This is a genomic window from Stenotrophomonas sp. KH_029, assembly GCF_057839765.1.
The window spans coordinates 2,143,482-2,158,355 of record NZ_CM174498.1 but is presented as its reverse complement, the minus strand read 5'-3'; the positions used below and the strand labels follow the sequence as shown (position 1 = coordinate 2,158,355).

The following is a 14,874-nucleotide window of genomic DNA, read 5'->3' as shown; positions in this document are numbered from 1 at the left end:
TCGTGTCTGGAGGGATAGGGAAGGGCTGCTTGCCAGGCATCTCAGCTACCTGAAGGCCGGCAACCCATGCCTGTAGGGTAAACGTTACGGCTCGCAGTTGAGGCACAAGGATCTTTTGACGTAGCTTGATCCACTTTCCATCTGACCTGGACTTGGCGGGGCAGCGGGCAGCGGGCAGGAAGATTCATCGGGGCAGGGAGAAGCACGCGCCCGCAAGCTTGAGCGCTCTGCTGACTACGGTCCGGTACGTGAACGCGTCTTCGCCCAGTCGCCAAACCAGGAATTATAGTGGTAGCAACTATTCAAAGGCCTCATCACGGCCTCGCCTAGAATCGGCGAACAACCGTTCCCATGCATCGATATGGGACTTAATCCGTCCAATTGTGCTCTCTTGAACCTTATGCTCGGGCGTTCCAGGCTGCGTAGAAAACGATGTGATAACGGAAATTAGTTTCCGCAGGATGGTAAGTTGGCGCTCTGAACTGCCGGATGCCAAACCGCGCTCCGCAAGCTTAGCCATGAACGCGCCCTTATCCGGTGCAAGCTCGTAAAGACGTTGCGTAACTATCGGACCACCACCTTCTTCTCCATCCAACTGACAGATCCGTGCAGCCAGCAAAAATCTATGGCGCGGATCCTTGGCACACCATTGAACAAGCGCGTCATCGGAGATCGGAGAAACCATCCTCCCGCGCGTATTTACTAAATCCTCTTCCATGACTAAGTCCCCCATAACTTGATGCCGTTGAGGATCGTCCAGATCGAGCAGGTAGTTCAGGGCGTCATGGGGGTATCGACGCAGGATTGGGGACAGGAAGTTGCCCGTGGTGCTGGGCAAGTAACGAGGGTGAAGGGTGCGAGCCGTGACTGCTTGCGACAGTACTGCTCGCACGTCATTAAATGTCTTGGAGTGCTTCGCAGCGAACTTAATCAACTCCTCAATCTCGTAGTCGAGGCGCTCGCCAGCATGATCCAGACTCGGCCAATCTGCGCGCGCCAGGAAATCCTGGCAGTAGTGACCAAGCGCTTCTTGCTCGAGCGAGCTTCGTTCTTCAGCGCTGTAGATGATCATGTGCAGCACGTCCAATGCCACATGCACACCTTCAGCCCCCTTCGAGGCGAGGTCACTCAGAATCAACCGGATCTCGGGAACTGAAACAGGTTTCAGCGCGCCACCGTGACCAAGCTGCTGGTAACGCCATAACGGAGAACGTCCAGCGGCTAGGGCTTGCCTAATACGTTGTACGCCTTTGCTGTTCATTGGAGTGGCAAGCTGAAGAGTAGGCAGCCATGAGCTAAGCGCATCATCATTCACTGCCTCATCCAGCAGGGAGCTGGTCATTGCAGCGTCTTGCTCGTTCCATGCAGCTATTAGCCCAAAGATAAAGGTCGGAGCGAGGCGTCTAGTTCCACCGCTAGCGATAACAGCCGCTCTAATTTCGCTTATGAGGAAGGATGGGTCTGGCGTTGCCATCGCGACCCCTCGTCCAATAGACATGGTGTAGGGTTTGGCATCGCCATCAAGTAGGGTCGGAAGCATGTTCCTAAGCAGCGATTCATCTGCCGCCAATTCTTGACCTAGACGCTCGCCATTTGCGGCAGCCCGGGCTTCAGCACCAAGAAAATCTTCGTCATCTTCCTCGTCCTCAATGGCGTCGCGCATTGACGTGGCGGCATGAACTTTAGCGCGCAGATCTTTCGGGGCTATGAGCCGTTTAAATGCCATGGCTCTTTCCCGAGTTTCGATACTAAGGTCTTTGTGTTTAAGAAGATCGTTCAGGCTCTTGATGCTAGGCAGCCAGTCATCGCATGCAATCAAACGGGGGGCGATCTTTGCGATTCGCCCAGAAAGCACTTCATCGTGGGCGAAGCCGAATATGGCCTTTCCCAAAATTGATCGAACTTGACTTCCGAACTCATCAATGCGGAATGCATAGTCCTCAGCGATCTCGAGGAAAAGCAGATACCACCCCCGATGTTCCTCTGCGTTTTTTGGCCACCACCCGTTAGAACGCGTACGGGCTCCAGAGTGAAAAGGCGAGGCAGGACGAAAGTGGCGCACCTTGAGGGACTCGCCGAGCAGCACGATCCCGACCTTCACCTCTGCGGAATTGCTAGATGCAAGCAGGCGTTTTACATGGGGGGCACGCTGCGCGCCTTGCGCAAGGGTGCCTGAGTAGTAGGGCTGAAAAAGGGGGGGCAAATGGTCCAACTTCGGCTGCCCAGCCTGTCGATCTTTGAACTGAAGTGGCTTGAGGGCAAGTAAGACATGAACACACTGGTCAAAAAGCTTGGGATCATAGGCAATGGACTGCACTAGGTGGGCTAGCTTGTCCACTTCATATTCATGGTGATTGCCAGAATCCTGCGTGGCTGCAAACCGCTCGATAGCAGCAAGCGCTAGCGCTGGCACAACAGCGGCTAGGCGCAGGAATATGGAGAAGTCATTGCCTTGAAATCGAACGATGTCAGATAATCTCTCCCCAGGCGACAGCAAACTGGATACCAGAGCCACGGCAATCGGAGAGGCGTGGAGAAAACTCAGGCGATGTGCAAATGACGTCCGAACCCGCTCTGGGGCCAAAACAAACAACCGTTCCTGCAAATCTGCTTGCGGGTACTCCTCCAAGGCAAGTGCCGCCAAGCGGTTGGAGACTGCGTGCGGGAGCAGGGCACGCCATCTACCGCGCTCCTGAAGTAGACCCCGTCGACGAAGGTCGATCATGTTGCGCCGGAAGTCGGCAGGCGTAGTGTCGGCGAAGCCGGCAAGGATTGCGATTTCGGAGGTGGGAGATAGATCCTCGCCATCAAATGAATAGATCAGGCTTGCGGCTTTGGCACAGCGTAGTAGCTCATCGCCAGCGCCTTGAGACTGCTCGAACAAGCGCCGGAATAGAGCGGTATCTTTTAGCGAAGACAGGTCATCGGTGTGCTTGGAGGTGGAGGCCAGCGCGAAGGCAAGACGAGAATTGCCATCGCTGGCTGCGATGACGGTGTGGACATCATTAAGTGAAAGGTGCCGATAGCGAACTCGCAAGAGCTTTGACATCGTTTCGTCAGAAGCCCCTTCCAACCTGTAGAAAGTTGTCTCGTCAGGTAAATCGTCCTGAATGTCGTACTCGATCGTCAGAAGGCCTAGCGTGCAGGCGCTTTTAGCCTTGCGCTCAACTAGCGCGGCATGCGACTTCTGGCTGCAATTGTCGACTATCAGGATTGTCGGTGTGCTGGAGCCACCCAGGGCATCGATCATGATCTCGGGCGATGGATCGGGGCTGTTCGAGATGTCGGTGTAGATCGCCCAATCTTGGGATAGAGCAGGGGTCTGGGTTTCAATGCGAGGATCAAACAAGGCCTGCGCCAGACGCGTCTTACCAACGCCTGACAGCCCGACAAGTCGCACTGTCCCACCGGTCGCTAAGTCACGCCGTATCGCTTCAATGGCCTGAAGCTCGGCCATCCCTTCACTAGAGCCGGGGGCAAAGACACGAGGCTCGGTCCCGACCACGAACTCGGCGTTCTGGTCCGTTTCCTTATAGGCCCACGGACCGTAGCCAGACCAGCCCTGAATTGGCTTTCCGACACTGCTGCGCACCCAAACCGCGAGCGATGGAAATGCTTCGACCCAATCAGCGATCTGTCGCGCGCCGAGAAAGTCCACCGTGAGCATGCCAGTCAATCCATGGGCCTCGAGCACCTGCTCCATAGCTGCGACCCGCTTGCGCCGATTAGGGTCCGCAGGATCGTCGCGGGTGGACGCAATGACGTACGCGCCGCCCTCAGCGGCCAATGAAACGATCGAGGGCCGAATGACCCCGTCGGGTACCATCTCAGCGGTGACCTTCGCGGGCCCAAAGGGCTCGGCTTTGACCTGAACGATGGCAACGCTTTGCCCCAAGCCTCCACCCACGCCGCTTGCAGGTTGGCAGTCGACCCGGACATCGACCCCGCCATCGCTGGCGCGCTGGTTTCCACCCCAGAACACCGTAGCGGGATCCAAACCCGCGCGCTGGATTTGGGAGCGGCACAGGCGAGCCAAGAGTTCCCTGGCTTGACTGTCGTCCAAGGCTTGGATGTGGCTCGTTTGGATATGAAAGAGGGGGTGCATGTGACGATTGTCTCAGGGCACGTGAGTCGCCGGCCAGTCCTACAAAGGCAGAGCTCAGATCGAGTGATGGGGGGCGACTGGCTGAGGCACTTGTATGTAGTTATAGCCGCGAGGAACCGCAAAGATGTTGAATATTTGATTTCGCATAATGTATATTATGTTAAATCGTTGGGCGGCCCGGCTGGGGTACTACGGCGGCCTGCTCAAGCTGCTGCTGGCATCGCTCTTGCCTCAGCTTGGGGCCAAGGACAAATCGAGCATTGACGCATGCACCAGTACCTGACCGGCCCCTTTGCGGGCTGGAGCGTTCGCGGCAACTACCTTGTGAGCCCCGATGGCGACCGGATGACCCCGGAGCGGCTGGCCGGCTTGGCGTGGCGGGATCAGATGGAACTGAGGTTGGCCGGTTATGCCTCCCGGCGCAAGGCCGAGGCCGGCACGCGAAAAGCTGGTCAGCGCCAGATGGTCAAGGTCGTTGTCGTGGACCTGGGCGACTTCCGGGAGCGCCATTTCGGTCAGTCCGCTGGATGAAGGCGCATCCGTAGGGGCTATGCCCCTACACCCCCGGCTACTTGCAGGCGCTGTAGACCATATCGTCCATCTGGCGGCTAAGCTCAAAGGTCCGGTGCAACCCGGCAGCCTTGTACGCCGCAGCGCGCCGTGCCTTTGCTGCCTGACACCTGTTCGGGTCTTGGTGCAGCGTAATCGCCGCGCCTTGAACACCAGCGTTCCGAGGCTGCTGGTAGGACTGAGCGTAGTTGCGCTGCTCAAGTTCACGCCGCGCTTGGTCTATGCGCGCCTGTCGGTAAGGGTTAGGCCGATCAGGGGCTGCATCCCACGACTTGACCGATTCGCCCTTTTCGCAAGGGGCCGACTGATAGATGGCCCTGCCGCCGTCAATGCACTTGTGCACCTGCTGTGCAGATGCCGATCCAGCGCATAGCAGCGCCAGCAAAATAGTAGCTCTCACGTCCATGTAGCCCCCTTAGCTGGGGGGAGCATACCAAGCCGTGCCGCAATCAGTCACGTAACGGCAATGGCAAGCAGGCCGAGGACCGCAAGGTGGCCCACGTAGTAGCCATAGAACGCCCAGCGGGTGCGCGGAACAATCCACCGAATGCCGGCGGCGGCACCGACCACGGGGATCGCCGCCAAAGCCCACAGGTTGCCGTTGAACAGGCAAATCGCGGCGAAGGCTGGGGCGAGCAGCCATAGCCGGCGATGGTGGAACGCCAGCCAGCTGAAAAGCACGAACCCTACCCCGTACCACTGGTAGTCCACGAACAGGGGCAGAAAGCCGGCCGAGACTGCCAGCGCGAACCATTGCCTGGAGGAAAGCGCGTAAACGACAGCAGCTGCCAGCGCGAAGGTGAGCAGGATGTTCAAGGGTAGCCAATAGCCGAACGCCAGCGCATGCACAGGCTGGGCGATGATTCCCCATAGCAGCAAACGGCGAATCGACTTGACGATATCCGCAGAGGGCTGGGCGAGGTTGTATGCCATGACTATCGCGAAGATCGGAAAGGCGATGCGCCCGGCCTCACTGAGTCCAGGCACGTAGCCGCCGTAGAGGATCTTTGCCACGTGGTCCAGCGTCATCAGGAAGACCGCAAGCCACTTCAACGATTCGCGAGCGCCACCTGTCATCACATTTCCCTTGTGGTGGGCGGCAAGACGGTGGACGTAGCGTAAGGCTCCGACTCCGGGAACGTGCCAAGCGCCCTAACCTGCTTGCTGATCACCGAACCATTTGACTCTTCGCGGATGCGCCGCGATTCCTGCTGATAGTGCGCAGACTGTTGCATATCGCTCATGCGGCGGGCTTCCCGCTGATTGGTGTCGAGAAACGGCTCGTACTGCCCCTTACGGGCGATAAGGGTGCAGCGGGCGAACTCCATTTCATAGGCCGTACCTTGTTCGGTGATGCACGTGCAGCTTGCCTGCTGGTGATCACCCTGCGCGTCCCTGCCCTCGCCCGCATGCATGCAGTACAGGCGCGGCGGCTGATTGGTCGGCACAGAAAGCGAATCGTATGCGGGTGCGGTCCATGGCTGACCGGCCACGCGCGGCTGAATCCAGCCGATGTAATCGCTGGACCGCGTAGGTGCAGAGGGTTCCGCTGGCGGCGCGGCTGCGACCGTCGCTCCCGCTCCGTTCTCCGCCGCTTGCTGCGCTGTGGTCTGCGGAACGTCTTTGTCCAGCGTTCCCGATAGCTGGCTATGAACGCGCCCAACCATCTTCCACGAACCGACGATGATGGCGATCAGCAGCAGTGCGGCCACCGGGTAGTACCACGGAATGGCCCGCTCGCTGGTGTCCATGACGGTGGACTCATAAAGGCCCATGGGGCGCTTAGGCAGCTTGACCCGCTTAAGGATCAGTGGGTGGCCCTTCTCTGGGTTCTTTTCGTATCGATCAAACGTGCGTAGGTGCGCATACGGAAGGCCGAAACGACGCCTCACATGCACGTGCCTTTCGATCAGATCCTGCACGAAATCATCGCACTGGCGATCAGGTGACTGGCTCACAAAAATGAAGTCCAGGCCACGATGGCGATGCTTTGCCAGCTGCTCCACATGGCCGGGAACCTGCGAGCCGGGCCTGCGCTTAGGCAGCATGCCATGCTCGTAGGCTTCATCTACAACGCAAACGGCACCGTCAGGAAGGAAGTTAGGCCAGTCGATGAATTGCTCCGGTGTCATGGGCAACATTCGCGCGTCATCGTGCTTGAAGCCCCGAACATTGCACACGTACACCAGCCTTCCTTCATCGCGGAAGTCAATAGCGTGATCGATCGCATGAAGCGTCTTCCCGTGCCCCGGCTGGCCCGTGTACCAGTAGATCATTGCTTGGTCACCCCAAGATCCTGCGCCGCGGAAGTCGGCATCGGAATGATCTTGAACATGTACCGCACCGAGAGCGCAGACAAAATCATGGTGATGAATTTGTCGAAACCTACAGCACCGATGAAGTTGGAAGCCCAGTCCGGCAGGCTGCTGAAATACTCCAGAACAAAGGATTTCAGGATGGGCAGCAGTTGACTGACTGATACCAGGGTAATGCCGGCGGTGCTAAGTGCCTTGGTTACGATGCGCCCGATTCCGGCGAACATCACCGTCCACAGCAGGTTCACCGCGCGAGAAATCCAGTCCCAAATCATGATCCGTCTCCGAAGACGATGCGCATTGAAATAAAGGCACCCATGAGAAGCGTCACGGCGTGCAATGCCGCGATCAAGGTGCACCAGCCGCTAAAGCCATCCATTGAAAATTGCCCGAACCGGCCGAAGTCCAGCGTTCCAAGCTGGGGGCAAGATCCGCTGCTGAATCCGGAGGAGTCGATCACGTCTGAATCGAATTCCCACGTCCACTTGCCCGGGCCATCCTTGTCCTCAGCGCCGTCATGAGGGTCGCCGTTATTGCCCTGGCCTGATCCGGGCTTTGCCCAATTGGGGCCATTGCACATTTCCGCGCGACGTGCGCGGAGCTGATGTGCTTCGGGGCTGTCGCCTTCCACGCTGAACGGCCCTTCGCAGTTGTTTATATCGCCAACAACCTTGCCGCCACCGTTCTTTTCAACGGCGCAGCGGGTGGCCCACGTCTGCACCGCAACCATCGCCAAGGCTGCATCACCGGTCACAACTGGTGGGGTCTGACAATCGCCACCGCCGCTAGCGCCTGTCCCACCCTCCCCTTCACCGCCGTCGCTGCCGCCGCCCTCAGCGCCACCATTGCTACCACCTGCACCCGGGCCTGAGCCGTCGCCCGGAACCGGCTGATTGCCGTTAGGCGTTCCGGTGTTGTTGTACGTGTTGTTGTTGGTGATGTTGTTGGTGGCATTGTTCGTAATGCTGCTACCACCGCCGCCGGAGGACTGCCAGTTTTCGCCGGGTCGATTGGACGGCGGATTGGGCGCCGTATTGGGCGCTCCGATGCCAATGCCTTCGGTGCGTGAATTGTTCGTCGCGGTGTGGCCGGTCGTATTCCCTGTGTCACTGGCACAGGTCCGGAAGCCGGACGCGGTACTCACACAGGTCTTATCCTTCGACTTGCAGACGGTATGACCCGAACTGGTCTGGTGGCAGAACTCATCTTTCTTAGGTGGCTGCGCTGGCAGGTCACTGTCGCATACGTCTCCAGTCGCCTTCCAAGTGCCACTACGAATGCTGATCGCGTTAGGACTGCCAGACTCGCGCAATGAAAAATTCGTGCTTGGATCGAGGTTTGGGGCCATCTTGCAGCCCTTGTTGCATACCCCGCCGCTGTAGAGCGTGCCGTTGATCATCCCGGCTTCACCGTCAAGCCGAGCGGTACAGAGCCCCTCATAGTAGAAGCTCTGTGTGCCAAGGCTGTTGCCAGTGCAAGTTCCGCCGCCAGCGAAGGCCACGTAAGCGCCCGGAGTCGAACGAACGCAAGGCGTCGGCCAAGTAGGATTGTTCTTTACGGTCAATCGAGCATATGCATTTGCCTCCGCGTATGCCTCGCCTTGATCGCATACGCGGGGGCTGCTGGACGTGCAGCGATAGGTCTGCGCGGCCGCCGACTCGGCAAACAGCAGGCCGGCCAAAGCCAGCGAGAGAAGGATCAGGAGTCGAAGGCAAGCCATAGCGCCCCCAGCACTGCAACGATAACGAAATAGCCCATGACGGTCCCCACAAAGGAAGTAGGGGCGAATTCGCCCCTACTTGGTCTTCTTGATCATTCCCCACAGAGTCATAAGACCCCTGATCGCTGCGAGGATCGAGAGGATTCCGCCGATCACTTGACCGGCGGTCACCAGCGCCTGGAGGATCACGACCGGCATGATCCGGCCCCTACTTACTTGGCGCGCTTGATCATCGACCACAGCAGGAACAGGCCCAGCACGCCGGCCAGCAGCACCAGAATGCCGTTGACCGAAGTCTTGCCGCTGGTGATTTCCGAGGTGATGGCCTCAGCCGGGCCGCCGCTCGCCATGGCGAACGGGGTGGCGACCATGGCGGTCAAGCCGGTCGAAACCTTGCCGGCGGCCGAACGGGAGAAGGCGACGATCTTGCGGGACAGGTTGTTGGTCTTCATTGTTGGAACTCCATTGGTTAGTTAGAACCGCTCACGGGACACACGGGCGAACTGTCTGTAAACGACGCCCGCTGCCCAGCAGCTCGCAATTGCAAAGGCGACCTGCGTACCCTCAGCCAGCGTGAGCGGTGGAAGTACTGGCTGGGGTTTCTCGATCCACACCGGAACCGTGCAAGTGCCGTCCGCCGCGATGTTTGCGGCAGTGCAGGACTGGACGTACACGGCTTCCGGTGTGGGCATGGGTTAGGCCTTGCCCGGCGTCGGCGACGGGGTGAGCAGGCGGATGCGGCGGCCGAATTCGAGCCCGCCGAATTTGTTGTTCTGGAGCGACGTCGGGCACAGGTCATACGTGCCGATCTTGTACGGCTGCTGATCTTCATCAAGACCAATGGTGAACGGCAGCGGGAAGTCGTTATCGCGGACCACGGCAGCTTTCTGCTCACGGAACACGGTGGCGGCTTTGCCGTCGCGGGCGGGGAACGAACGGACGGCGATGGTTTCGCTGATTACCTGAACTTTCATAGTGGGATTACCTTCCAAGCGATGGTCCGGCCGAATGCAAAGGTCACTCGCCATGGGGACGGCCAGAACTCCCCTGTGAGCTTGTCGAAATAGCCGCCCTGGCATTTGCGGATGTCGGCTTCACCGCCGAGCGCTTCACGTGCCGATACAGGGGCTTTCCACCACCGCAGTTCGCGGCGGGATTCTTCATTGAGGCCGCCGCAACCATGCGTGCGGAACCCCTTTGGGAAGGCAGCGGCCATCAGACTGCTGAACTTCGATGCGTACTTGGCGAGATACCCGACCGCGTTGCGCGCCTCTTCAAACTTGCTCATGCCATGCGGCCACCATGACCGGTGATCGACGCGACCAAACCACATGCCCTGCGGAACCCAAACTAGGAGGTGGTAGTGGGGTCTTCCGCGCTGGGTGAGTTCGCCCACCCATAGATAACGGAACACCTGACCCGCGAGCCGTCGGAGCCGAGCGACAGTTCGATTGAAGTGGCCGCGCATCCGCTTAAGTAGCTCGCTAACGTCACGAGGGCCGCTACGGCTTCCGTCTCGGTAGGTGAGCGTGAGCATGTACCACTTGCCCCGCCTGGAACCTTTCTTCGCTTCTTGGTCATGGAGTCGTGCACTCGTAATGACGGACTTACGCAGCCGTTGCGCCCGCGCCAACAGCGGGTCGATTTCGATTGAGAGACGACCGGTCTTCGACGCGGTGTCACTTGTTTTGTAATGGACAAGCCCAAGGGCCAGCGCTTCGCGCTGGCCCTCAGCAGTCAGCGCGAGCGGTGCAGCTTTCAGGTATTCGGACAGGGGAGCGCCGGAAGCGCGCTTGTTGCGCGCCAGTGACTCGGAGGCAAGCTCTGTGCGGCGTTCAGCGGCCTGCATCATGCCTACCGCGTCATCGAACGCGACAAGCTCTGCGCGCTTCGCAGGCGGCATTGCGTCGAGGCTGATGCGGGCATTCCTGCCCGTGCACCCTGCGCACAGGCCGCCGGGGAAGAAGTAGGACGTGGGGTCACCGCAGAAAGCGCAGGTGGTGCGCGGGGAGCGTGAGCCGTCAGCGGCCATAGCGCACCTCGTAAATGCGGCAGACGCGGTCGTTTCCGCCGATGCAGACTTGCTCAAGCTGGACCTTCTCTAGGTACAGCTTGTTGAACTCATCAGCGGGAATGCCGACTAAGAAGAAGCCGGCGGTGAGGCCGCACACGAAGCCAATCAACGCAGCGAAAGAGGCCGTCTCCCAGAACTTAGCCACGGGACACCTCGGCGCGTGCCTGGGCGACGAAGGCTGCGTCACGAATCCGCTGGTTCGCCACGTAGTCGCGGCGGGCAATGAGCCATGAGCCGATGCGCACAACACCGAACGAGATGGACAGGCAGGCTCCCATCAGGCTGACGATCATGATCAGGCCGGTCATCACGAAACCCGCCCGATCTGGTAGATCGTCACCGGCCTGCCGGACGCGATTTGGTACTGCTGGCGAGCGGCGCGAACGGCCATTGCGGCCTCGCGTGTGGGATAGACCCCGATGACGATGCGGCGCCTGCGCACGCGGTGGAAGAGCTCGTATGCCATGTTGCCCCCTACCCTGCCCCCAGCCCCTAGAAGCCCCGCCAGCGGCCTAGGGGAGCCGGTGGCGGGTGAATTCCAAGACCCTTGGAATCCGGACGTGATTCAATACCCTTGTAATCCCAATGTCAAGGGTCTTGGAAATGACGTCTATCGATGCACTGCTCGATGCCGCGAAGGCAGCGACGGGGGCTGGCAATGATTCGGAGCTTGCTGCGCGGCTAGGGGTACGCCCGAGCTCGGTCAGCAACTACCGGAAAGGGGTGTCCCTGCCCAACGCAGTGGTGTGCGCCACGCTGGCCGGTTTGACCGGTGAGCCACTGGTCAAGGTCATCGGGATCGTCGGCGAAGCGAGAGCGATTAGCCGCGAAGAAAAGGCCGTCTGGCGAAAGCTGGCCGCCATGGCGATGGTGCTGGCGATCGCAGTCGGATTCGGCGGAACGCCTACTGCTGCAACGGCTTCGCCGGGTTACGAGAAATCCGCAATGTATATTATGTAAAGAACGGGGTGTGACAGGCTCAGACGTTACGCCGGCCTGTTGAAGCCGGTCCCGGCATCGGTCTTGTCTCTGCGCCTTTACCTGGTCAGCACCTCGCCCTGGAGCTCACTCCTCCCGGCACCTTTGCCAGCCGCCCGATGACGAACTGACCTGTGCCCAGCCATTCGGGAGCTTGCGCATCGCCTGGCCACCGATGCACGCAAGGCCGGATCACATCCGTTGATGGTCCGGGCCGTCCAGCGCGCCGCGCTTCGTTCTGCAGCGTGTCCGCCTCAACGCCTTCGCAGAAACCTTTCATGCCCGGATGCGGGTGTGCCCGATAGGCCTCGCAATTGAACGGCGTTGTGCCCTTGGCCATTGAGTTGTAGTGCGGCTTCTTGGCTGCCGGAAGCGGCTTTGGCTTCGGGCCTGTCGCTGCGCTCATCTGCGCCGTGGCCGGAAATGAAACTGCCAGTAGTGCCCATATGACGCCGGTTCGGATATCCATGTCCACCTCCTTGTGATGGGCCGAAACATAGCAGAGCCCCCGTGACGCGTCACGTTATTCATGGGGCAGCTGTGGACTGCTCACGCCACCTGGTTCACCGTTTCAAGAAAATCGTCGCCGAGGCGGGACGCCGCCGACCAGGCGTCGGTCCGCCATAGCGCCGCCCATGCTGCACCGATCAGCATCAGCCCGCACAACGACGCGGCGACGGTAGTGGTTATCGTGACATCCGAAGATGCCGCTGCAACCAGGAACAGGATCATCAACCCGCAGAAGGCCGATGCAGAATAGGCTGCCCAGAACGCCAGGTTCCATCGCGCGCGCTTGGCGGTAGTCCCGGCCTTGGCTTTCCAACGAAGTTGCCTGGACTCCGGGTGCCACTCGACCAGGCTCCATATGTCGGCCAGGTCCCCCAGGGTCCGGCAGACCTCGATGCCCGGTCGGCCGCAGACCCTTCTGACCAGATCTGCCGAGAGATAGGCACCGAACAGCTGGCGCGTCAGCATTTCCACGCTCAACGCGTCGAGCTCGTGCGGATTCTTCCAGTACTGGAGGGTTTCCTTGCGCCGGACGAAATGGAGATCCCTCCTTCCAATCAGCCACCGGAAAACGCCCAGCGACATCACGGCCAGTGCCACCAGGATTTTGAGTTGGCCTCCGACCAAGCCAAGCAACTGCTCCATGCCCTACCCCATCGCGGCTTCTGCCGCATCCATCGTGGATGCCACTTCCCTATAGCTCCGAGGATAGCCGGTGCAGCCGGCAAATGCGCATGCCGTGGTCGGGGTTTGCCCCAGCCACGGCATACAGCCGCGAAATGGCGGACTTACGAACCCTTGGCCACGTCGACGACGAATGGCACGGTCCGGATCTCACCACCGGCCATGAACTGGATCCAGAGTGCGTACTGGCCTGCATGGGGAGGCTTGGCGTGCAGCATCATCCGTGCCGGCACCGGCGCGGCCGGGTCATGCGCTGCGCCATGCGCACCGTGCGCGCCGTGTGCAGTTTTGGTGGCATCGGCCGACATCGCATGCGCGTGGACGTAGGCGAGATCGTCGGTGCCGACGAACACCGCGTGGGCCGGTACGCCCAGGTAAAGGCCCAGGTCCTGCGCCGGCTTGCCGTCCTTCAGGACCGTCAGGTTCAGCATGCTTTCCTTGCCGGCCTGCAGGCCGGCCTGGTCCAGCTGGATGGTATAGGGACCATCGCTGCCCTGCCGGGAAGACGGCGCGGGCGGCACCGCTGCACCGGGCGGTGACGCCACGGAGACGTCAAAGCGAACCACCTGCTGGCCCAGTCCGGTGGGGACCGCGTCAGCGAACACATGGTAGACGCCGGGCTTGGGGAAGTTCATTGCCACCCGGAAGCGGCCATCCGGCCCGGCCTTGCCGGGATGTTCGTGCAGGAAGCTGGAGAAGTCGCTGTCGGTTGCCAGGACGTGGAGCTGCTGGGTCAGTTCCTCGTCGAAATGCACGATGCGCTTGCCGGTGGTCTTGTCGGCGAAGGTGATCAGCAGTTCGCGGGAAAGCGGGCCGGTGGTTTCCATGGAAAGTTCGGCGGTGACCTTTTCGGTCGTCCCCGACAGCGCGAAGGCGCCTCGGGTTACCGCATCGGAAGCCAGTGCGGGCATTGCCGCCGTGCCGATCGCGGCCACGCCGAAGCTGAGCAGTTGTTTGATGAACATGGGTGTGTCTCCTGGTTACCTGCCCGGCTGCGGCTGGTGCGGGTACCCGGCTTCTGCCAGCACCGCGATGAAGGCCGCTTCGTCCAGCGCGGTTTCCACGCGCACCTGTCGCGCGGGTGTGTCGGTTTCGATCTGGGCCAGCGGATCGACGCTCAGCAGCGCGTCTCTCACCGGCCTGGCGCAGGAACCGCACGTCATGTTGGGAATGTGGAACTGAAGCATGTTGATCTCCTGGTTGAGTGGTACGCCACTCACTCTCGGCGTTGACAGCGTGGCAATGTCAACTCGCAATCCAGGAGATCCGCCGCTGGCTTGGCCTGCGTTCATCGTGTGGAAAACGCGGCTGCCAGACGACGCGCACGCGCAAGCCCCACAACCGCCGCAGCGGCATGGGGCAACGCGTTGCGGCATGCCGCATCTTTCAGGAGGTGCTTGAGCTGGCCTTGCGCGCACGCGAGGAGGCCGGCGTATCCATGCCGAAGCGCGGGGTCTTGCGGGCCAATGCCGGGCGGTCGGCGCGTGGCCGGGAACCGGCCTGCTCGGCCAGTTCTTCGATGATGGGGCAGTCCGGGCGATTGTTGCCGTGGCAGTTGTTGGCAAGCTCGCGCAGCGTATTGGCCATGGCCTGCAGTTCGCCGATCTTGGCCTCCAGCTCGGCCACATGCGAAAGCGCCACCTTCTTGACGTCGGCACTGGTGCGCTCGCCGTCGCGCCACAGCATGAGCAGTTCGGAGATCTGCTCGACGGTGAAGCCCAGGTCGCGCGAACGGCGTATGAAGCGCAGGCTGTTGGCCTCCTGCGTGGTGTAGTTGCGATAGCCCGCCTCGGACCGGGTGGCCGGAGGAATCAGGCCGATGCTCTCGTAGTACCGGATCATCTTGGCCGACACTCCCGAGAACTTGGCTGCTTGCCCGATGTTCACGATATTCCCCTTGGGATCTGCCCGATCAGTATAG

Annotated in this window: 19 protein-coding genes; 2 read left to right on the top strand and 17 right to left on the bottom strand. The window is 60.5% G+C overall.

The features are described from left to right. Positions 1-298 precede the first annotated feature (298 nt). The gene (locus AC3ITM_RS09880) at positions 299-4,105 is read right to left on the bottom strand and encodes a hypothetical protein (RefSeq protein ID WP_489270000.1); all 3,807 of its coding nucleotides are present in this window, start codon (positions 4,103-4,105) and stop codon (positions 299-301) included. Positions 4,106-4,372: 267 nt separating this feature from the next. Here AC3ITM_RS09880 and AC3ITM_RS09875 point away from each other — a divergent pair, with 267 nt between their 5' ends. Continuing rightward, positions 4,373-4,636 carry a DUF3653 domain-containing protein gene (locus tag AC3ITM_RS09875; RefSeq protein ID WP_489269999.1) on the top strand — a complete coding sequence of 88 codons (264 nt, stop codon included), beginning with the start codon at positions 4,373-4,375 and terminating at the stop codon, positions 4,634-4,636. Positions 4,637-4,673: 37 nt separating this feature from the next. On the opposite strand, the gene AC3ITM_RS09870 is transcribed toward AC3ITM_RS09875, so the two are convergent. From AC3ITM_RS09870 to AC3ITM_RS09820, 11 genes are all read right to left on the bottom strand, one after another. Beyond that, a complete protein-coding gene (locus AC3ITM_RS09870; RefSeq protein WP_489269998.1) occupies positions 4,674-5,081 on the bottom strand; it encodes a DUF4124 domain-containing protein in 408 nt (135 codons plus the stop codon). A 47-nt stretch (positions 5,082-5,128) separates the two neighbouring features. Then, the gene (locus AC3ITM_RS09865; protein WP_489269997.1) at positions 5,129-5,752 is read right to left on the bottom strand and encodes a TraX family protein; all 624 of its coding nucleotides are present in this window, start codon (positions 5,750-5,752) and stop codon (positions 5,129-5,131) included. Next, complete coding sequence (locus AC3ITM_RS09860) at positions 5,752-6,951, bottom strand: zonular occludens toxin domain-containing protein (RefSeq protein WP_489269996.1); 1,200 nt, start codon at positions 6,949-6,951, stop codon at positions 5,752-5,754. The genes AC3ITM_RS09865 and AC3ITM_RS09860 overlap by 1 nt, the downstream gene beginning before the upstream one ends. Next, positions 6,948-7,265 carry a DUF2523 family protein gene (locus AC3ITM_RS09855; protein WP_489269995.1) on the bottom strand — a complete coding sequence of 106 codons (318 nt, stop codon included), beginning with the start codon at positions 7,263-7,265 and terminating at the stop codon, positions 6,948-6,950. The genes AC3ITM_RS09860 and AC3ITM_RS09855 overlap by 4 nt, the downstream gene beginning before the upstream one ends. Then, positions 7,262-8,389 (bottom strand): hypothetical protein, encoded by a 1,128-nt coding sequence (locus tag AC3ITM_RS09850; RefSeq protein ID WP_489269994.1) that lies wholly within the window; start codon positions 8,387-8,389, stop codon positions 7,262-7,264. Before AC3ITM_RS09850 ends, AC3ITM_RS09855 begins: the two co-directional genes overlap by 4 nt. A gap of 533 nt (positions 8,390-8,922) precedes the next feature. Then, positions 8,923-9,162 carry a hypothetical protein gene (locus tag AC3ITM_RS09845; RefSeq protein WP_489269993.1) on the bottom strand — a complete coding sequence of 80 codons (240 nt, stop codon included), beginning with the start codon at positions 9,160-9,162 and terminating at the stop codon, positions 8,923-8,925. A gap of 243 nt (positions 9,163-9,405) precedes the next feature. Continuing rightward, the gene (locus AC3ITM_RS09840) at positions 9,406-9,684 is read right to left on the bottom strand and encodes a single-stranded DNA-binding protein (protein ID WP_489269992.1); all 279 of its coding nucleotides are present in this window, start codon (positions 9,682-9,684) and stop codon (positions 9,406-9,408) included. Beyond that, positions 9,681-10,613, bottom strand: a complete 933-nt coding sequence (locus AC3ITM_RS09835; protein WP_489270074.1) for a rolling circle replication-associated protein — start codon at positions 10,611-10,613, stop codon at positions 9,681-9,683. The genes AC3ITM_RS09840 and AC3ITM_RS09835 overlap by 4 nt, the downstream gene beginning before the upstream one ends. Positions 10,614-10,731: 118 nt before the next feature. Beyond that, positions 10,732-10,929 carry a hypothetical protein gene (locus AC3ITM_RS09830; RefSeq protein ID WP_489269991.1) on the bottom strand — a complete coding sequence of 66 codons (198 nt, stop codon included), beginning with the start codon at positions 10,927-10,929 and terminating at the stop codon, positions 10,732-10,734. After that, on the bottom strand, positions 10,922-11,092 hold the full coding sequence (locus tag AC3ITM_RS09825; protein WP_489269990.1) for a hypothetical protein: 171 nt from the start codon (positions 11,090-11,092) through the stop codon (positions 10,922-10,924). Before AC3ITM_RS09825 ends, AC3ITM_RS09830 begins: the two co-directional genes overlap by 8 nt. Continuing rightward, positions 11,092-11,250 carry a hypothetical protein gene (locus AC3ITM_RS09820; RefSeq protein WP_489269989.1) on the bottom strand — a complete coding sequence of 53 codons (159 nt, stop codon included), beginning with the start codon at positions 11,248-11,250 and terminating at the stop codon, positions 11,092-11,094. The genes AC3ITM_RS09825 and AC3ITM_RS09820 overlap by 1 nt, the downstream gene beginning before the upstream one ends. A gap of 137 nt (positions 11,251-11,387) precedes the next feature. Here AC3ITM_RS09820 and AC3ITM_RS09815 point away from each other — a divergent pair, with 137 nt between their 5' ends. After that, entirely contained in the window at positions 11,388-11,744 is a 357-nt protein-coding gene (locus AC3ITM_RS09815) for a helix-turn-helix domain-containing protein (RefSeq protein ID WP_489269988.1), read from the top strand. A gap of 85 nt (positions 11,745-11,829) precedes the next feature. On the opposite strand, the gene AC3ITM_RS09810 is transcribed toward AC3ITM_RS09815, so the two are convergent. The 5 genes from AC3ITM_RS09810 to cueR form a co-directional block, all read right to left on the bottom strand. Further along, a complete protein-coding gene (locus AC3ITM_RS09810) occupies positions 11,830-12,231 on the bottom strand; it encodes a hypothetical protein (protein ID WP_489269987.1) in 402 nt (133 codons plus the stop codon). Positions 12,232-12,311: 80 nt separating this feature from the next. Then, positions 12,312-12,914 carry a hypothetical protein gene (locus tag AC3ITM_RS09805; protein ID WP_489269986.1) on the bottom strand — a complete coding sequence of 201 codons (603 nt, stop codon included), beginning with the start codon at positions 12,912-12,914 and terminating at the stop codon, positions 12,312-12,314. A 143-nt stretch (positions 12,915-13,057) separates the two neighbouring features. Further along, on the bottom strand, positions 13,058-13,888 hold the full coding sequence (locus tag AC3ITM_RS09800; RefSeq protein WP_489269985.1) for a DUF8832 domain-containing protein: 831 nt from the start codon (positions 13,886-13,888) through the stop codon (positions 13,058-13,060). Positions 13,889-13,933: 45 nt separating this feature from the next. Next, a complete protein-coding gene (locus AC3ITM_RS09795) occupies positions 13,934-14,140 on the bottom strand; it encodes a heavy-metal-associated domain-containing protein (protein WP_228887011.1) in 207 nt (68 codons plus the stop codon). Between the two features lie 199 nt (positions 14,141-14,339). After that, positions 14,340-14,840 (bottom strand): Cu(I)-responsive transcriptional regulator, encoded by a 501-nt coding sequence (gene cueR / locus AC3ITM_RS09790; protein WP_489269984.1) that lies wholly within the window; start codon positions 14,838-14,840, stop codon positions 14,340-14,342. Between the last annotated feature and the right edge of the window lie 34 nt (positions 14,841-14,874).